13 protein-coding genes are annotated in these 17,948 nt (G+C 72.5%); 4 read left to right on the plus strand and 9 right to left on the minus strand.

Annotation, left to right across the window (positions count from 1 at the left end; translation table 11 throughout):
* Window positions 1–3: 3 nt before the first annotated feature.
* The 9 genes from ACWD3D_RS03395 to ACWD3D_RS03435 all read right to left on the minus strand — a co-directional run bounded on the left by ACWD3D_RS03395 (window position 4) and on the right by ACWD3D_RS03435 (window position 12,227).
* Window positions 4–1,452: a metallopeptidase TldD-related protein gene (locus ACWD3D_RS03395; RefSeq protein WP_451459229.1), complete on the minus strand. Its 1,449-nt coding sequence runs from the start codon at window positions 1,450–1,452 to the stop codon at window positions 4–6.
* Window positions 1,449–2,951, minus strand: a complete 1,503-nt coding sequence (locus ACWD3D_RS03400) for a TldD/PmbA family protein (protein WP_451459230.1) — start codon at window positions 2,949–2,951, stop codon at window positions 1,449–1,451. Before ACWD3D_RS03400 ends, ACWD3D_RS03395 begins: the two co-directional genes overlap by 4 nt.
* A 54-nt stretch (window positions 2,952–3,005) precedes the next feature.
* Window positions 3,006–4,286, minus strand: coding sequence for an MFS transporter (locus ACWD3D_RS03405; protein WP_451459231.1), 1,281 nt, complete (start codon window positions 4,284–4,286; stop codon window positions 3,006–3,008).
* Window positions 4,280–5,557: an ATP-grasp domain-containing protein gene (locus tag ACWD3D_RS03410; RefSeq protein ID WP_451459232.1), complete on the minus strand. Its 1,278-nt coding sequence runs from the start codon at window positions 5,555–5,557 to the stop codon at window positions 4,280–4,282. The genes ACWD3D_RS03405 and ACWD3D_RS03410 overlap by 7 nt, the downstream gene beginning before the upstream one ends.
* Complete coding sequence (locus ACWD3D_RS03415) at window positions 5,550–6,665, minus strand: GNAT family N-acetyltransferase (RefSeq protein WP_451459233.1); 1,116 nt, start codon at window positions 6,663–6,665, stop codon at window positions 5,550–5,552. Before ACWD3D_RS03415 ends, ACWD3D_RS03410 begins: the two co-directional genes overlap by 8 nt.
* A 179-nt stretch (window positions 6,666–6,844) precedes the next feature.
* The gene (locus tag ACWD3D_RS03420) at window positions 6,845–8,206 is read right to left on the minus strand and encodes a hypothetical protein (RefSeq protein ID WP_451459234.1); all 1,362 of its coding nucleotides are present in this window, start codon (window positions 8,204–8,206) and stop codon (window positions 6,845–6,847) included.
* The gene (locus tag ACWD3D_RS03425) at window positions 8,203–9,234 is read right to left on the minus strand and encodes an SIS domain-containing protein (RefSeq protein WP_451459235.1); all 1,032 of its coding nucleotides are present in this window, start codon (window positions 9,232–9,234) and stop codon (window positions 8,203–8,205) included. The genes ACWD3D_RS03420 and ACWD3D_RS03425 overlap by 4 nt, the downstream gene beginning before the upstream one ends.
* Window positions 9,221–11,296, minus strand: coding sequence for an FAD/NAD(P)-binding protein (locus tag ACWD3D_RS03430; RefSeq protein WP_451459236.1), 2,076 nt, complete (start codon window positions 11,294–11,296; stop codon window positions 9,221–9,223). Before ACWD3D_RS03430 ends, ACWD3D_RS03425 begins: the two co-directional genes overlap by 14 nt.
* Window positions 11,297–11,375: 79 nt before the next feature.
* The gene (locus ACWD3D_RS03435; protein ID WP_451459237.1) at window positions 11,376–12,227 is read right to left on the minus strand and encodes a GNAT family N-acetyltransferase; all 852 of its coding nucleotides are present in this window, start codon (window positions 12,225–12,227) and stop codon (window positions 11,376–11,378) included.
* A 167-nt stretch (window positions 12,228–12,394) separates the two neighbouring features.
* On the opposite strand from ACWD3D_RS03435, the gene ACWD3D_RS03440 reads away from it, so the two are divergent.
* Genes ACWD3D_RS03440 through ACWD3D_RS03455 form a run of 4 tightly spaced genes read left to right on the plus strand, consistent with a single transcriptional unit; the run spans window position 12,395 to window position 17,399 of the window.
* Window positions 12,395–14,401 (plus strand): class I tRNA ligase family protein, encoded by a 2,007-nt coding sequence (locus ACWD3D_RS03440; protein WP_451459242.1) that lies wholly within the window; start codon window positions 12,395–12,397, stop codon window positions 14,399–14,401.
* Window positions 14,398–15,675, plus strand: coding sequence for a SidA/IucD/PvdA family monooxygenase (locus tag ACWD3D_RS03445; RefSeq protein ID WP_451459238.1), 1,278 nt, complete (start codon window positions 14,398–14,400; stop codon window positions 15,673–15,675). The genes ACWD3D_RS03440 and ACWD3D_RS03445 overlap by 4 nt, the downstream gene beginning before the upstream one ends.
* A gap of 51 nt (window positions 15,676–15,726) precedes the next feature.
* Window positions 15,727–17,040, plus strand: a complete 1,314-nt coding sequence (gene ectB, locus ACWD3D_RS03450) for a diaminobutyrate--2-oxoglutarate transaminase (protein WP_451459243.1) — start codon at window positions 15,727–15,729, stop codon at window positions 17,038–17,040.
* The gene (locus tag ACWD3D_RS03455) at window positions 17,037–17,399 is read left to right on the plus strand and encodes a cupin domain-containing protein (protein ID WP_451459239.1); all 363 of its coding nucleotides are present in this window, start codon (window positions 17,037–17,039) and stop codon (window positions 17,397–17,399) included. The genes ectB and ACWD3D_RS03455 overlap by 4 nt, the downstream gene beginning before the upstream one ends.
* The last annotated feature ends 549 nt before the right edge of the window (window positions 17,400–17,948 follow it).

Here is a 17,948-nt window from a genome sequence, read left to right on the forward strand (position 1 = left end):
CGGTCAGCGGCGTGCGGACGGAGCGGGTGCCGTGAGCCGGAAGTCCGGGACCCGTAGCGGGGGCATGGCCGTACGCGGGAAGAGCATGCCGGACTCTCTGCCCGGGGCCCGCTCGGTGCGGCCCGCCTCGACCGCCCTGGCCAGCAGCGAGACCGGTGACTCGGCGAAGCGGAAGTCGTTCACGTAGGCGCTGACCCGGCCGTCCTCCACCAAGTGGACGCCGTCGCGGGTCAGCCCGGTGAGGGACAGCGTGCTGGTGTCGGTGGGGCGGATGTACCACAGACATGTGATGAGCAGAGCGCGCCGCGTGGAGCGGATCATCTCGGGCAAAGAACGGTCCGTGCCTCCGTCGAGGATCAGGTTGCCGACGGCCGGGCGGGCCGGGAGTCCGAGCCGCTCTCCGTCCGCGCGCGAGGCCGGCAGGGCCGTGAGTGTGCCGCCCTGCATCCAGTACGTGGGCGACAGTGGCAGTCCGTTGTCGCCGGGGTCCGCTCCGGGCTGCGCGGCTTCGCCGAAGATGTCCGACACCGCGCCGCGCGACAGCAGGAACGGGCAGCATTCCAGGCCCGGTTCGCGTGGGTCGCCGCGGAGGTTCAACGGCAGGGAGGCGAGGGTCTCCCCGACGCGCGTGCCGCCACCGGGCCGCGAGAACACGCTCCTGCCGCCCGCCGCGTCCGAGGCCCCGGCAGCCCGGTAGACGGCGGTCATCAGGTCGGCCACGGCCGCGGGAGCGAGGATCACCTCGTAGCGGCCGGGCGGCAACTCGCGGTAGGGCAGCGGGTGTCGCAGCGGGTGGCCGGTGGTCCGGACCGCTTCCGGATCGATGTCACGGAACGTGTCGGCGACCGCGCCGTACCACGTGGTGCGGGACTCGTCCGGGGTACGGGAGCTGAGGTCCAGGGTGCTCGTCGGGCGGCTGTGACAACGGCGTACCCCGGACGAGGTGCCGAGCCGGCTCGTGACGGTGCGGTGCTGGGCGAAGCCGTGCGAGACGGTGCCGGGGTCGCTCCGACCCAGCGCGAACGCCCGCACGGCCCGGCCCAGTTCGTCCCGGGCGTCGAGGGCGGGACCTGCCTCGGCCCCGTCGGCGCCGCAGTCCGTACCGTCCCCCTCGACCGGATCCGGACGCGTGTGCCCGGCCGCGGCACCGGTCAGGTCGGCCAGCCTCCGTGAGGCGTGCACCAGGTCCGCCAGATCCCGCGCGTCGTGCACGTCGTCGAGCGTCGCGGAGAGCGCCGCGTCGCCTCCGCTTCCCCGGGAGACCACCGTGACCCGCCGGGTGCGGCTCGCGCCGGAAGCGGTCACCTCGTCGCCCGCCCAGCGCAGCCAGGCCGCGTCCAGGTCGTCGACGATCACGGCGCAGTGCGCCGACCGTGACAGGGCGAGCGCGCGCTCGACGATGTCCCGCGATGTCCATGTGGTGGCCGGTGCGGCCGGGGTGCCCGATGTCATGCTTCTTCCCGGGTGTTGAGGACGTCGACAGCGCGGAAGAGCGCCGACGGGCTGCCGTGTCCGGTGGGAGCCACCTGGACCGGGCGGCCTTTCCCGCAGTGGAACGCCCCGCACAGCAGGTACGTCCCAGGTCCGCCCACCGCCCGCAGGGACCGCCAGAACTCCGTGGTGGTCGACCGGTAGGCGGCGTCCCTGACCTGGCCGGTGATCCGGCCCGCGCGGATGCGGTGGAAGCGCTGCCCGGTGAACTGGAAGTTCTGCCGACGGGTGTCGATCGACCACGATCCGTCGCCCACCACGTACAGGCCGTCGTGGACCCGGGAGACGAGCTCTTCGGTGTCCGGGCCACCGGCGGCGGGGCTCAGGGAGACGTTCGGCATGCGCTGGAGCGGCTGTTGGTCGAAGCCGCCCGCGAAGGAACACCCGTTGGACCGCGCGTACCCGGCGCGGGCCGCCCCCGCGCGGTCCACCTGGAACCCGGTCAGGACTCCGTCGCGCACCAGGTCCCAGCTCTGCGCGGCCACGCCTTCGGCGTCGTAGCCGATGGTGGCCAGGGCGTGGGGTGCCGTCCGGTCGGCGGTGACGTTCATGGCGGGCGAACCGTAGCGCAGAGTGCCCACCTGGTCGGGGGTCGCGAACGAGGTTCCCGCGAAGGCCGCCTCATGGCCCAGAGCGCGGTCCAGCTCGGTGGCGTGCCCCACGGTCTCGTGGAGCGTCAGCCACAGGTTCGTGGGGTCGATCACCAGGTCGTAGGTGCCCGGTTCGACGCTCGGCGCGGCCGCTTTCTCAGCCAGCAGGGACGGCAGCTCGGCGAGTTCACCGTCCCAGTCCCAGCCGGTCCCGGTCAGGTACTCCCAGCCCCGCCCCGCGGACGGCGCCGTGGTACGCAGGCTCACCGGCGCGCCGGTGCGCGGATCGTCGGTGTACGCGGTGAACTCCGCGAGGACGCGCACCCGTTGTTGAACGATGTCGTTGCCCGCCAGGTCCGCGAAGAACGAACACTCCCTGACCGCCTGCACGAAGGCGTCCGCGTGCGTGACCCCGGGAGCGGCGAGCAGCCGTGCGCTGTACTCAGCGAGCAGCGCCGACCGGTCCCGCTCGGGCACGTCGAACGGATCGGTCTCGTACCCGGACAGCCACCTCCGGTCGCCGTGCACGGGCTCGGGCACGGCCTCGACGCGGCGGCGGGCGAGCGGCCGCGCGGTCTCGGCGATCAGCAGCGCCTCGTCGACCGCTCGGACGGCCTCGTCGACCGTGGCCGCGGTGCGGGCCGCGAAACCCCGGACGCCCTCGTGCAGTACACGGACGGAGAAACCGGCCGTCGTCGTGTCGGACATGCCGGCGGACCGGGCGTCACGCAGCCGGCAGGACGCGTCGCGCACGTGCTCGGCCCGGAACTCGGCCTCCCGCAGACCGAGTTCCTGCGCACGCTGGAGGGCGGCCTCGGCGAGGCGGCGCTGCTCGTCGTGCCCGAACTGCGGGGTGATCTCGCGGTCCATGGGCGGTCTTCTCCTTCGGAACCGGCAGAGCGGGACGGTGGGGCCGGTGCTTCGTCAAGCGGAGTTCGCGGGGTCCGCCCGCGTCGGCCGCGGCTGCTCCGCCGGTTCACCGGGCGATGTCCGCTCGGCCGTGACGCCGCGCAGACCTCCGGCCATGAGCACCGCCACGACGAGGGCGCACCCCGACAGGAGCCACCACAGGATGCCGGCGCCGTGGTCGAGACCGCTGGTCACGAGGAGCGGCGTCAACGCGTTCGCCAGGCCGATGAACAGCTGGTTGAACGCCAGGTACGAGCCCCGACGCTCTTGTGGGGCCATCGTCGTGAGCAGGGTCAGCAGGGCCTGCGACGCGATGAGCTCGCCGAGGGTGTAGACCGACATCGCGGCGACGAGGGCGACGGTGCGGGCGGTCGGCGCGAGGTGTCCGGCGGCGGCGAGCGCCACGGGCAGCGCGATGTGCAAGAGCGCCCCCACCGCGACGAGGAAGGCGGGCCGCACCCGTTCCACCCGGTGCGCCACCGGAACCTGGAACACCGCGAGAAGCACGGTGTTCAGGGTGAACATCACGCTCGCCGTCCACGCGGGTGCCCCGACGCCGCGCACCAGATGCACCGGCAGGGCCGTCTCGACGCTCACCGCGATGATCCACAGTCCGGCGCCGGCGGCGACCACGCGCAGGAACGGGCCGCTGCGCCAGGGTCGGGCCCGCTCCGCCGCCGCGCCCTCGGCAGGCGCCGAGGCGGGGCGCGTCGGGGGAAGAGTGAGGTAGAGCAGTGCGGCCACCGCGATGCATACGGCGTTCCCCGCCCCGACGCCGCGCAGCACGTCGGGCGAAGCCGTCGCGACGAGCCCCGCGGCGAGCGCACCGAGGCCGAACCCGGCGTTGAACAGGGCTCGGGACAGGGCCATCCAGCGCCCGGACGTGTCGCCCGGCTCACGTGCCGCGAGAACCTTGGCGAGCACCGGGGTGGCCGCCTGCTCGGTGCGCATGGTCAGCGCGACGAGCACGCTCAGTACCAGGAAGGGGACGAGCGAGTCCACCAGCAGGTATCCGGCGAACGCGCCCGCCCGCACCGTCGTGCTGACGAGCAGCACCTGGCGGGGGCCGAAGCGGTCGATGAGCCGCCCGACGTACGGCAGCAGCGGCAGCGCGATCAGCGCCGACACCGTGAGGGCGGCCCCGATCCGGGTCAGCGAGGTGTCCAGGACGGACTGGAAGAAGAGCAGGGAGAAGGGGTAGTAGATGCCCATTCCCACCGAGTTGGCGAACGTGGCGCCCGCGAAGGGGGGGACCGCGCGGCCCTTCGGCAGCGCCTGCCGCCACGCTTTCAGCACGGCGTGGCCGTGGTGGACGCGGTGAGCATCAGCGCGGCGGTGTCGGCCCAGCGGGCGGCCTCGGCGGGAGTGTCGGAGCGGACCACGAGATGACCGAGGACGTCGGCGTTGCTGCGGGCCCGGCGTACCTCCGCTCCCGGGGCCGCGTACAGGTCGATGGCGAGGACGCCCGGCAGCCGGCGTACCAGTTCCTCTCCGTCGAAGCCGCGCAGGACACCGGTGTCCGTGGCCGTCAGATACCGGGACGCGGCGGCGCCGGTACGAGTGCGGGTGAGGTCGGGGTCCTGTCCGACGTGCAGCCGGAGGATCTCCCGCAGCAGATCGAGCCCTGTGGCCTCCTCGATGATCCGGCCGATCTGGGCACCGCCCATCCGGGCGTTGATCTCCACCAGGCGGGGCCCGTCCGCGGTCACCTTGATCTCCACGTGCGCGGCCCCGAAGTCGTGGCCGATCGCGCTCAGCGCGTCGAGCGCCGCGGAGACGGCCATGTCCTTGACGGAGTCGGCGAGCTGCGTGGGGAAGGTCTCGCCGGTCTCGACGAAGTACGGGTGCGCGGTCAGGGCCTTGTCGGTGACCCCGATGACCTGGGGGCCCTTGCCGGTGGTGAACACCTCCACGCTCAGTTCGTAGCCCGTCAGGTACTCCTCGACCAGGACACCACCGGGCTTGGGCATACCCCGCATGTCGACGGGGGAGGCGGTCAGCTCGTCGTGGTGCGCGGCCACCTCGTCGGCGTCGCGACAGAGCCGCACGCCGATGCTCGCGGCCTCCGTGAGCGGTTTGACGACGCAGGGGAAGCCGACGGAGCGCGCGGCGGCGACCGCGTCCGCGCGGGACATGGCCCGGTGGAACTTCGGTGTGGGAACACCGAGTCCGGCACACACCTCACGGGTGCGCAGCTTGTTGCGGGCGATGTGCGCGGCCTCCGGGTCCAGACCGGGCAGGCCGAGAGCGCGCGCGGTCTCGGCGACCACGGGCACGTAGTAGTCGATGACCGCGAGGACTCCCGCGAGCTCGCCCCGCTCGGCGTACGGGCGCAGCGCCTCGGTCACGGACGCGCTGTCGCGGGTGTCGGCGGGCACGATCGCGTGGACGGTGCGCTCGATGAGGTCGCGCGCCGCGTCGGAGGTCGCGTAACGCGAGAGGTCGTCCGTGACGAGCAGCGGCCGGAGTCCCGACTCCCGTGCCTTCAGGAGAGGCTGGAGTCCGTACTCGCCGCGCCCGGTCTCGACGATCGCGATGAGGGGCCCGGCGGTGGGAGTGTCAGTCATGGGTGGTCCTCGAAGGTCGTGCCAGCGGCAGCAGATAGGAGTATTGGGGCTGGGCCGTGCAGCCGCGCGAAAGCTTGGCCTCCTCGCTGCCCAGGCCGTAGTGGATGGCCTCGATGCCGTGCCGGGCCGCCGCCTCGACGGGGAAGTAGTAGACCGTCTCGAAGTACAGCGGGAGGCGGTCCTGGTAGGCGTAGTCGAAGCCGCCCTGGCGTGCGTACCAGTGGTTCTCGAACCTCAGCAGGGTCGCGAAGCCGCGTACCTCTCCCTCGCCGAAGGCCAGGGACACCTGCGCGTCGCCGCCGAACGCCACGAGCATCTCGCGCAGGACCTGTTCGGTCTGGTCGGCCGTCCACGAGATGCCGTACTTGGCCATCAACTGGGCCTCCAACTCGCCCAGCCGAGGGATGAGTTCTTCGCTCAGCGGCTCGATGCGCAGCTCGACGCCCGCTTCCGCGATGCGTTGCCGCTCGGTGCGGATGCGGCGGCGCCGGCGCGCGGACACCAGCGTCAGATAGCTCTCGAAGCCGCCCTCGTCGACCCGCAGGGAGCTGTAGCGGCCCGACTCGTGGCTCAGATACCCGCGCTCGGCCAGGATCTGCCGCAGCAGGGTGTCGTCCTCCTCCACGAAGGGGTACGCCACCGAGGCCGCCCCCTGTTCGGCGGCGATCCGCTCCGCCTCGGCGACCAGGGCCTCCACTTCGGCGCGGCCCGTGCCCGGCAGCCGCGGCACCCGGCTGCGCCCCATGTGCCGTCCGCCGCACACCAGCGACGGCAGCAGGCTCTCGGCCGGGCCGGCCGGCAGCTGCCCGAGGATCTCCCCGGCGCCTTCACGGCCGTCCCTGGCGCTGAACTCCAGCAGGGTGTCCGGGCGCCCGAGTACCCAGGGGGCGTCCGCGCCGGCCATGGCGGTGGCGAGTGCGGCGACGGACCGGCCCTCCTCCCCGTCGAGCATCAGATAGCGCATCGGGCAGCCCGCGGTGCGCTCCGCGACCGCGAGCCAGCGCTCCCCGAGGTAGAGGTCCTCGGGCCTCAGCAGTGCCGCCCACCGGGGATGGGGAATGTCCGCCGCCCGGGAGAACGTGCTCAGGGTGGTCCGCTCAGTGCTCATGACGATCATCCTCGCGAGCGGCGTCGGTGGGGGCCAGGCGGTTTCGCTGACCGGATGGGGCCGCGGCCGGACCAGGCCAAGACGTGCCGGCCGGGCGCGGTGGCTCCCAGGAGTAACGGTGGTTCTCAGGAAGGGCGGTGGTACTCAGGAGTGGCGGTTCTCAGGAGCGGTGGTGGCCCTCAGGAGTAGGTGAAGACGCATCCCGTACGCACCTCGGGGTTGGTCCCGTAGTTGATGACCGCGCTGTGTGCGGCGGGGGCGGCGCGCACGTCGGTGCCCGCGTAGCCGTCGGGCGTGAAGAACATGCCCCACACGGCGTGCCAGTCCTCGGTCCTGCCGCTGTCGGGGCACACCACCGGTTCCGCCGCGGGCACGACCCGGTGCTGCACCACGTAGTGCCGCTCGGGGCTTTCCTCCAGGACGGTCCGCCACTCCCGTTCGTCCAGCCTCCAGCCCGCGACGATCCCCTTGCCGCCGAAGTCCCGCAGCGGCTTGAGGATGAGGTCGGCGCGGTGCTCCCGGCAGTACGCGACGGACTCGGGCGTCAGCAGGAACGTCGTGGGCAGCACGCGGTCGACGACGGCCGCCTCGGCCGCCGTGAGGGTGGGGCGCAGAGCCGGGTCGGACAGCAGGGCCAGGGTGCCCTTGTTGGAGAAGAGGGAGCCGTTGATGGGGGACCACAGCAGCAGCCGCTCCTCCTCGTGGGCGCGGAAGAGGACTTCCGCCCGGGCCCGGCTGCCGCGGTCCCAGCACACGTCGTCGACATTGAAGAAGCGCAGCGCCACGTCGACCGGGGCGCCGTGCAGCAGGACACGGCCGTCCCGCTCGCCGACGTCGTCGAGTTCACCGAGTTCGAAGGGCAGTCCGAGGCGGGCCATCATCTCGGTGAAACCGCGCAGCAGATGTCCGTACGTGGTCAGGCCGTCCCGGCCGCAGATCACGGCGTAGCGAGGGGGCGTGCCGCCCTGGCCGGCGGGCCGCGCCGCGGCGAGCGTCGCGCGCAGGCGCTCGCCGGTGTGGACGTGGCCGAGCCCGTTCTCCCGCGCGAAGGCGCCGAAGGCCGGCACGTCGGTGAGGGCCCGGTGCATCTCGCAGCGGTCGGTCCCGCCGAGATTGCTGGCCATGTTGATCTCCAGCAGGCGGAAGCCCGTGCCGTCGTGGTAGACGTCTGCCCGCCCGTAGCGGACCAGGGAGCCGACAGCGAACCGGCGCAGCACGGCGCCCCGTTCGGGCTCGATGCCGAGATGGTCGCAGTAGCGGGTCACGTCGCCGTCGAAGAGGCGGCCGGGGACCGACTCCAGGAGCGTGATGAAGGCGTCGAGATCGTCGGCGAACCCGAGCACCTCCGACTCCTTCGCGAACAGGGGGCGTTGCAGCATCCGATCGCCCCAGCAGCGGGTGAACTCCGGCGGGTACGAGGCGTCGCGCACGGCGGTGCGCAGAGAACTGCCGGGAGCCAGCGACTGCCGCAGGAAGCTGTCGGTGACCGGGTCGTGCCGCTGGGCCCCGGAGAGCGGGGCGTGGTGCGTCGTCGCGGTCACAGTCGCACCGCCTTGGCCGCCGTGGCCCACGGTTCGGCTTCCAGGTGGGTCAGGTCGGGACTGGACCCGAGCTCACCGGCCGCGGCGGCGACGAGCCGCAGGAAGGGCAGCACGGTGACGAACGGCCGCGCCAGCTCGGGTACGTCGGCGAACGGAAGGTCCGCGGCGGGATCACTGTCGCTGATCAGGACCGGTGCGTCCAGAGCGCCGAGGTAGCCGGCGAGAGCGTCGGTCCGGCCGCCGTCGGGAGCGGTCGGCCTGATCAGGAAGCCCGTGGTCGAGGACGAGAACACCGCCGGGGTGCCGTGCAGGGCGAATTCGGTGTGCAGGCCCTCCGTCCAGCGGTACGTGCCCTCCTTGATCTTCAGGGCGGCTTCGTCGGCGGTGATGGCGTCGAGACCGCCTCCGGCCACGAGGACCGGGTGGGGCGCCGACCGCACCAGCGCGTCCACGGCGCGTGGCGCGAGGTCCATGTCCAGCGTGCGCCGCATCGCCTCGGGCGTGGCACGCAGGGCGGTCGTCAGCTCCTTCGACCGCTCGGGGCCGAGGAGCCCCGCGGCAAGCCGGCCGAGCACGGCCAGGGACGCCAGGTAGGACACGCTGTGGGTACTGGCCCGCTCCTGGTCGCAGGTGCGCAGCACCGTCGTGGCCTCGGGCAGCGCGCTTCCGCGGCCCGTGACGCACACCGTGGTCGCTCCGACGGCATTCGCCTTGCGCAACACCTCGTTGGGGTACTGCTTGGTGCCGCGGTGGCTGACCACCACGACCTGGTCGCGAGGGGTGAGGGATTCGGTGAGTGCCAGGTCGTGGGCGTCGAGCGCGGCGGGGCGCAGCTGTCCGCCGCTCAGCCGGCGGATCCAGGTGGCCGCGACCCGGCAGGCGTGGAGCGAGGTGCCGATGCCGGCCAGGACGAGCGGGCGGTCGGGGTCGAGCGCGGGGACGTCCCCCGCGGCTCCGTCGTCACCGACGAGCTCCGCGACGACGGACGGCGCCTGGGCGACATGCCGACTGAACTCAATGCTGCTCAACGTGGTTCCCCTCATGGGTAGGTGCCGACACCAGGGAGGCCGGGCACTGCGTCTGCGATCCTGCGGGAGCCGTCGTCACGGTGTCCACGGCGTGCGCTGGCCAGAGTGGGCCGTGGCCGGGGCGGGCCGCCGCCTCGGCGAGGGCCCTGGCCACCGAGTCGGCCTCCCGGGTGAAGTCCGTCCACATGCCCGGCCGTCCGCTTCCCACCTGGGTGAACCAGCGGACGTTCTCCAGCGGAATCCCGGTCACGTAGAGGTCCTCGACGATCCGGCCCCGCGCGTCCAGCGGCCGGTTCGGCGCGTCGGTGGCGGCAAGACCGCCGGTGTCGAAGACCTCGCCGTCCCAGGTGTTGCGGTAGCTGGTCACCGTCCCCTGTTCGAGGAGGTCCTGGACGAGGAGCGAGGAGTCGCCGCGCACGTCGGGTACCGGGATGCGGGCATCGATCAGCGCGTCGAGGAGCACCGGTGGCCCGGCGACGAGCGCTGAGTGCGCCGTGAACCGTCCGGTCGCCTCGTCGGGCGTGAAGCGGGCCTCGGGCCCCACCGTCCGAAGGACGCCCGCGCGGATCAACGCCAGTGTCTGCTGAACTCTGAACACGGGTGGACCGCTGGAAAGTTGGGCGCACAGAGGGGCGAACTCGCCGAGGAAGTCCCGCCGGTGGGACTGCGGAGTGAGCCCGCACCGGTCGACGGCTGCCCGGAGCACGTGCCGCAGCACCCGCAGCATCTCCACGGCGGCCTTGTGCGGGTCGGCGACGTTTCCGCGTACGGCGTGTTCCAGATCCGTCCGGAGGTGATGGGTGAGCGCCTGCTGGAAGGACCCGGGGTCGGGGAAGGCGGCCGTCCGGAAGGGGCGTGCCCAGGCGGCCAGGTCCACGGGAGCGGCACCGGTCAGCCCGTGGGCGGCGGCCACCTCCGTCACCACGTCGGCCGGTGCGAGGTGGCCGTCGGGTGCCGTGTCCGCCCCGTGCAGGGCCGCCCGCACGGCGGCCTCGGTGTAGGCCCGGGCCGCTGCGGCGCCCCGCAGCCCCCGCAGTGCCGTCGCGTGGTGCACCAGGCTCATCTCCGCCCGCAGCCACGGCAGCACCTGCCGCACGAAGTCGATCCGGCGTCCCTCCGCCCGCAGCGCGGTGATCCGTTCCAGGGTGAACAGGCGGGGGACGTAGGCGTAGTCCGGCGGCTTCTGGTTCACGCCGCGGGCCGGGATCGGCACGCCGCTGCGTGAACCCGCCACCAGGAGCGGCTCCGCGCCGCTGGGCAGGTAACGCAGCCCCTGACCGTCGGGCTCGAAGCGTCCGCCGCGCCCTTCGGTGAGCAGGCTGACTATGTCGTAGAAGGCCATGCCCAGGCCGACGACGCCGGTGGCCGCCCGCGCGGGAACGGTGTCGAGCGGCAGGTCGGCGGCGCTGTCCCCGGGTAGGTACACCAGGCCCTTCTCCCGTGCGAACGCGGCGAGTCCGCGCTCCCTGCCGTGCGGGCGCGGCTTGCTGTGACCGGTGGCCAGGAGGACCTGGTCGGCGGCCAGGAACCGGCCGCCGGACAGCGCCAGCGTCCAGCCGCCACCCGTCCGGCGCCGCATCCGCTCGACCCGGGAGCGGACCGCGTGCAGGGCCGTGCCCTGGGGCATGCCGCGCCGCACGCTGTGGAAGACGAACTCCAGGTAACGCCCGTACAGGGCTCGTCCGGCGTACGCGTGCGGACCGCCGCCGGTGCCGGGTTCGGCGCTGTCCCACCACTCGGCCAGGGACGGTCCCGCGCCCGGCCGGGCCGGTGCGGCGACGGCGGTGTCGTCGGGCGGGCCGGAGAACATCGTCACGTCCCCGGCGGGGGTGTTCATCAGCAGCAGGGGAGACTGGTCGGTGCGCCAGATGCGGCCCGAGCCGGGCGTGTGGTCGTCGATGGCGTAGATCTCGACGGGTCGGGGCAGCGGTCGCCCGGCCAGGTGACAGGCCAGACGCTCCAGCGCGGCGAGGCCCCGCGGGCCCGTCCCCACGACGGCGACGACGTACGGGTTCGGCTCTCCGGCCGGACTGGCGGGTGGGCTGGCAGTGGTGGGGCTCATGGGTGTGGGGTCCTCGTGTCTCGGCGGCGAAGCTCGAGAGCTCCTGGCCGCAGGCCGAGCCGGTCGATGCGACCAGGCATCAGCCGAGCGATTGCATGAACAGGGCATAGGGGTGGGTGCGGTGGTCCGCCGGCAGCGGTCGGCCCCGCACCATGAACGTGCAGCGACCGGTCTCGCGCAGTCCGTTGCGGGCTGCCCAGGCACGCGCCGTGGCGTCCTCGCCGACCGGGCATTCCAACCGCACCGGCTGCCTGGTGCGCCGGGCCGATTCGCCGACCAGGGCGCACCACGTGGCGACGTCCGGCGCGACGACCGGACCGACGGCGGTGCGTCCGGCGTTGTCCCAGGCCGCCGCGTAGCCGACGGCGCTGCCGTCCGGGTCCCGCAGCACCCGGACCTCCTGGGCGAACTTCGGCAACCGCGCCAGCAGGCGGCTGCGGTCCAGGCCGAGTGCGGCGGCGTCCGGACCGTACAGCCAGTGGGCGTCGCCGGGGGCCACCACGTCCGTGCGCAGTCGCGCACCCGCCTGCCCGGACGGCTCGAACACGCCCAGGTGGGTGGCGACCTCGTGGGTGCCCCGGAAGCCCAGCTTCTCGTAGAGAGGCAGCCCCGCATCGGTGGCGCAGAGGAAGACCGAGTCCAGATCCCGCGCTTCGCCCAGGAGTTCTTCCATCAGGGCCCGGCCGATGCCGCGCCCCGCGTGGTCCGAGCGGACCAGCATCAGCCCCACCACACCGGCCCGCGTCCCGAACCGGGTCAGCACCACCGCGCCGACCAGACCGTCACCGCCGGGCGCGACCCATCCGTACCCCTCGCCGACCTCCAGGAGCAGCCGCCATCTGAGCTCCTCCGCGGGCCAGCCGCGGTCGACGGCCAGCGCGAGGCAGGCCGGTACGTCCGACGGCCCGAGCCGCCGTATCCCGCCGCTCATCTCATTCCTCCGGTCGCAAGTCCGACGTGCTCTCCGACGCCGTCGACCCTGCCAGCCGGCACGCCCGCCGCACCGTGTCTCCGGATGGCCGCGACGGGTCACGGCAGCAATGGGACGCCGCATTCCCTTGGTACTCGACGGAGTTCACCCGACATGCTCAGAGCGTGATGACGCGAACGTTCGACCGCGACCAGATGACTTGGTCCTATGAAATGCACCTGCAGTCGCTGCTGAGCGCGCAGGATATCGAGGGGCTCCCTTTCGGATCCGTCTTCGGAAGCGTCCCGGCCAGAACCACGTCGAAGAGGCACGCGCACCAGGACGGCGAGATCTTCTTCGTGCTCGACGGCGAAGCCGTGGTGGTGCTCGGCGACGAGGAACGCGTGCTGCGCAAGGGGGAGTCCGTCTACCTCACGCCGTTCTCCTTCCACGAGATCCGCAACGAGTCCGACGCCCCCTTCGACCTGATCTCGGTCTACTGGGACGATGCCGCCACGGCCGTCCGCACCCTCTCCGAGATGCCGGCCCGCGCTCAACTCCCCGAGCGGGTACGGGTGTTCTGCCCGCCCCCCACGCCCAACGGCGGCCTGCACCTGGGGCACCTGGCCGGTCCGTACGTCCGCGCCGACCTCTTCGCCCGCGCGCTGCGCTCCATGGGCCGCTCCGCCCGCTACGTCACCGGAACCGACGACCACCAGTCCTACGTCGCCACCGCCGGCCGCCTGACGGACCGCACCCCGGCGGCCGTGGCGAAAACCGAGGGCGACGCCATCGTCCGGACACTGCACAGCGCCGGGGTGGACACCCACAGGCTCACCCGGCCGCTCACCGACCCCGACCACGAGCGGACCATGGCCGGCTGGTTCGACCGGCTGCTCGCCTCGCCCGCCGTGATCCGCCGCACGGAACCGACCGCGTACTGCGCCCCCTGCGACCTGTCGCTGTTCCAGGCGTTCGCCCGGGGGAAGTGCGCCGACTGCGCGGCCGACAGCGACGGCGAGATCTGCGAGGCGTGCGCCAACCCCAACCAGGCCCGCGACCTCCGGGCGGTGCACTGCCGCGTCTGCGGCACTCCCGCCACCACCCGCGAGGAGACGGCGCTCTGGCTGGACCTGTCGCAGTTCGGCGAGGAGCTGCGCGCACGTCTGAAGAAGGTCCAGCTCTCCGCCGACCTGCGGGCCGTGCTGGAGCGCCTCCTGGACGCGCCGGGCGGGCTCGCCCCGTACCGTCTCACCCGCACCGGAACCTGGGGGAGCGCCGTGGGCGACGACCCCTCCCAGCGCCTCGACCCCTGGGCCGACCTGGCGTTCACCTTCCTGGAGGCGTCCCGCGTCGAGACCGAACAGCACGGTCCCGCCGACAACGCCCTCTTCCTCGGTCTCGACAACGGCTACTTCTACGCCGTCCTGCTGCCCGCGCTGGGCTTGGCCGCGGGAGCCTCGGAGCACCTTCCGGCGATGTACGTCACCAACCGGTTCCTCCAGCTGAGCGGGGAGAAGTTCTCCACCAGCCGCGGTCACGCCGTCTGGGCCGACGAGGCCCTGGCCCGCGGCGAGCGCGACGACGTCCGGGCGAGTCTGCTGCGCGCGGCCCCCGAGGGCCGGAACAGCGACATGTCCTGGGAGGTGGCGGCGGGCAGCGGCGACGACCCGCTGTACGACGCGGCCCGGAACTGGCTGGCCGGCTTCGCCGAGGTCCGGCGCCGGCACGGGGACACCGTTCCGGGCACCGGCGCCTGGACCGTCGCCCAACGCGAGTTCTACCGGCAGCTCGGCATGGTGACCGAGCAACTGGACGGCCTGCTGCTGCCGGACGCGTTCTCGGCGCGCGGATACGTACGGCTCCTGGACACCTTCGTCGAGCGCGCCGAGGAGTTCAGGGCCACCCAGGAGCCGCTGCGGGCGATCGCCTCGCAGGGCGAGGAGACGCGCACCAGCCTGGCCCTGGAGTACCTGGCCGCGAAGGCCTTCGCGGCCCTCGCCTGGCCGGTCCTCCCCGACCTCGCCGAGAACCTGCACGCGTGGCTCGGCCTGACCGGAACGCCCGTACGGGAATCCGTCTGGACCTTCCTGCCCTCCGGCACCGCACCCGCCACGGCCTCTCCCGCCACGGCCTCTCCCGCCACCGCCTCTCCCGCCACCGCCTCTCCCTCGAAGCCGGAGAAGAACGCATGACCCACTGCCACGACGTCATCGGTATCGGATTCGGACCGGCCAATCTGTCCCTCGCCATCGCCCTGGTGGAGGAGGACGCCGGACTCGACATGCTGTTCCTGGAAGCCGCCGCGGAAGGCACTCCGTGGCAGAGCGGAATGATGCTGCCGGGCTCCGACATCCAGAACCACCCGGTGCGGGACCTGGTGTCCCTGCGCAACCCGCGCAGCCGCTACAGCTTCATCAACTTCCTCTTCGAGCACGGCCGGCTCCTCGACCACCTCAACCTCCCCGCCGAATTCCCGCTGCGCAAGGAGTACGCCCAGTACATCGCCTGGGTGGCCGGGCAATTCGGGGAGTACGTGGAGTACGGGACCCGCGTCACCGAGGTCGCGGTCGAACAGGGCACGGACGGCTCCGTGTACCGGGTGACGGACTCCACCGGGCAGACCCGGTACGCGCGGTCGCTCGTGGTCGGGACGGGCCGCCCGCCCTACGTGCCGCCCCCCTTCGACACGGTGGAGGCCGACCCTCGCGTCTGCCACCTCACCCAGTACCTGCCCACCCTCGGCGCACTCGCCGAGCCGCCCGGCAGCGTCGCCGTCGTGGGCGGCAGCCAGAGCGCCGTGGAACTGACCCTCGACCTCAACCGACGCTTTCCCGGCGCGCGGGTCACCGTCTACGCGCGCTCGCACTCACTGCGCGAGAAGGACACCAGCCCGTTCAGCGAGGAGGGCTACTTCCCCGGCTTCACGGACTACTACTACCGGGCGAGCCGGGCGGGCAAGCGCGCTCTGGACGCCTACATGCGCCCCACCAACTACTCGGCCGCCGACGGGGACGTCCTGCGCGAGCTGTACCTGCTCATGTACGAGCACCGGCTGGACGGCGAGGAACTCGTCCGCGTCCTGGGCAACCAGCACATCACCGGGGTGACGTGCGGCCCCGACGGCGTCGACATCACGGCGACGGAGACCATCACCGGCGAACGCGCCACCCGGCGGGCCGACCTGGTGGTCCTCGCCACCGGATTCCGCGACCTGGGCCCGGGCCCGGGCCAGGAGCGCTTCCCGCGCGCCGTGAGCGGCATCGCCGACCGGTTCGCCCACGACACCGACGGCTACCCGTGCGTCTCGGCCGAGTACTCGATGGAGCCGGCGGTCGCCGGAACACCGCCGCTGTTCCTGAACGGCCTGTGCGAGTCCTCGCACGGCATAGGCGACGCGGGCTCCTTCAGCCTGCTCTCGCTGCGCGCCCGGACCATCGGTGACGGTCTGCGCAAACTGGCCCGCTGACCCGGACCGCCCACCACCGCCGGCCCGACGAAGGAGAACCCCGTGTCCGCGATCCTTGCCCCGCCCGCGATCGACAACCCTGCCCAACTGCCCCGTGCGGCAAAAGAATCCGAGGTGCGCAGCTACAGCCGCACCTGGCCCGTGCAGTTCACCCACGCCCGCGGCTCCCGTGTCGAGGACGCCCAGGGACGCAGTTATCTGGACTTCTTCGCGGGGGCCGGAACCCTCAACTACGGCCACAATCCGCCCGCTCTCAAAGAGGCTCTGCTGTCGTACGTGGCCGGCGACGGCATCACCCACAGCCTCGACCTGTTCACCGCCGCCCGCACCGAGCTGCTCACCGCGCTCCAGGAGCACGTACTGACCCCGCGCGGGCTCGACTACCGCGTCATGTTCCCCGGCCCCACCGGCACCAACAGCGTGGAGGCCGCGCTCAAGCTCGCGCGCAAGGTCACCGGACGCTCCACGGTCGTGGCCTTCACCGGCGCCTTCCACGGGATGTCGCTCGGCTCCCTCTCGGTGACCGGCAGCGAGTCCAAGCGGGCCGGGGCGGGTACCCCGCTCGCCGGGGTCCACCGGATGCCCTACGACGGTTTCGCGGACGGCACCGTCGACGGACCCGCACTGCTCGACGCGATGCTGCGCAGCGGCAACAGCGGCATGGACCGGCCCGCGGCCGTCATCGTCGAAACGGTCCAGGGCGAGGGCGGGATCAACGTCGCCTCGCCCGAATGGCTCGGTGAACTGGCCGAGGTGTGCCGACGCCACGGCATGCTGCTGATCGTCGACGACGTCCAGATGGGCTGCGGGCGCACCGGCCCCTTCTTCAGCTTCGAGTCGGCGGGCGTCGTCCCCGACATCGTCTGCCTGTCCAAGGCGCTGAGCGGGTACGGGCTGCCGATGTCGCTGACGCTGTTCAAGTCCGAGCTCGACGTGTGGGAGCCGGGCGAGCACAACGGCACGTTCCGCGGCCACAACCTCGCCTTCGTCACCGCGACCGCCGCCCTGCGCTCGTACTGGCGGGACAGCACCCTGGAGAACCGCACGGCACACCGGGCCGGACACGTCGAGGAGCGGCTGCGCGAGCTGGCCGGCCGCCACGCGGACCTCGGTGCGCGGGTACGCGGCCGGGGCCTGGTGTGGGGCGTGGAGTTCGGCGATCCGGACCTCGCCCGCCGGGCCGGCCAGGCCGCCTTCGACCGCGGGTTGCTGGTGGAGACCTCCGGTGCCCGCGACGAAGTACTCAAACTGTTGCCCCCGCTGACCGTGTCCGACGCCGAACTCGACGAGGGCCTGGAGATCGTCGCCGAGTCGGTGGCGGACGCGGCCGAAGCCCGATCCTCCTGGGAGATCCGCACATCATGACGACAACTGCCGTTCCCTTCAGTACCCGTGTCGAGGACGTCGAACTGACCCGTGACACCCGCTTCCCCGGGGAGGTGCTCGCGGGGGACCCCGTGATGAGTACCGCCGTGCTGTGGGCCTCGCCGGACCGGGCGGTGGTCCGCGGCGTCTGGAACTGCGAACCGGGCCGGTTCACCTGGGAGTTCCCGCGCAACGAGACCCTGGTCGTGGTGCGCGGCAGCGCCCGCGTCCAGGTCGAGGACGGTCCCGAACTGACTCTGGAACCGGGTGACATGGCAGCGTTCCGGGCCGGCGACCGCACGACCTGGGAAGTCACCGAGTCCCTGCGCAAGGTGTTCTTCATCGACTCGGAGAAGTGACGGACCCACCCCACGGGCCCGTACGACCCCGTTCGTCACAGGAGGTCAGGTCCATGTCGCCGAGCAGGACCTTGCCGGAGGTGAGGGCGTTTCCGGACCATCTCCTGGCCTGACCGGTGGTGAGCTTCGGCGGGAAAGGCGGGCTTGCCCGGGTGGGTGCGGCGTGAATCCGTCTCCCTCGGAACGGTTTTCGCAGGGGGCGGAGTAGTGGCCCGGGTAGGCCGGCGCTCGTCTGTGCGGGCAAGGCGGATTCCCGACTTCAGGGCATCGGCCGGTGCGTACGGGTGCGTATCCAGGCGCACTTGGCGCCGGCGGTCGATCCGGCCAACGATGGCTCCGCCGGTGAACGCCCTTCGATGGTGAGGGCGCCGGTGAGGCGAAGGGCGTCCGCGATGAACGAGGGCACCGAGCACGTCGAAGAGGTCCAGGAAGAGGAAATTCCCGAGTTCGCCCTGACGGTCGACATCCCGGACTGATCCCCCGCCCGGCAGATCCCGCCGGACAACACGGGAACAGTCGGCAAGGCGCGCGTGCGGCGGGCTCAGGGGC

The sequence above is a fragment of the Streptomyces sp. NPDC002690 genome, from assembly GCF_053592415.1.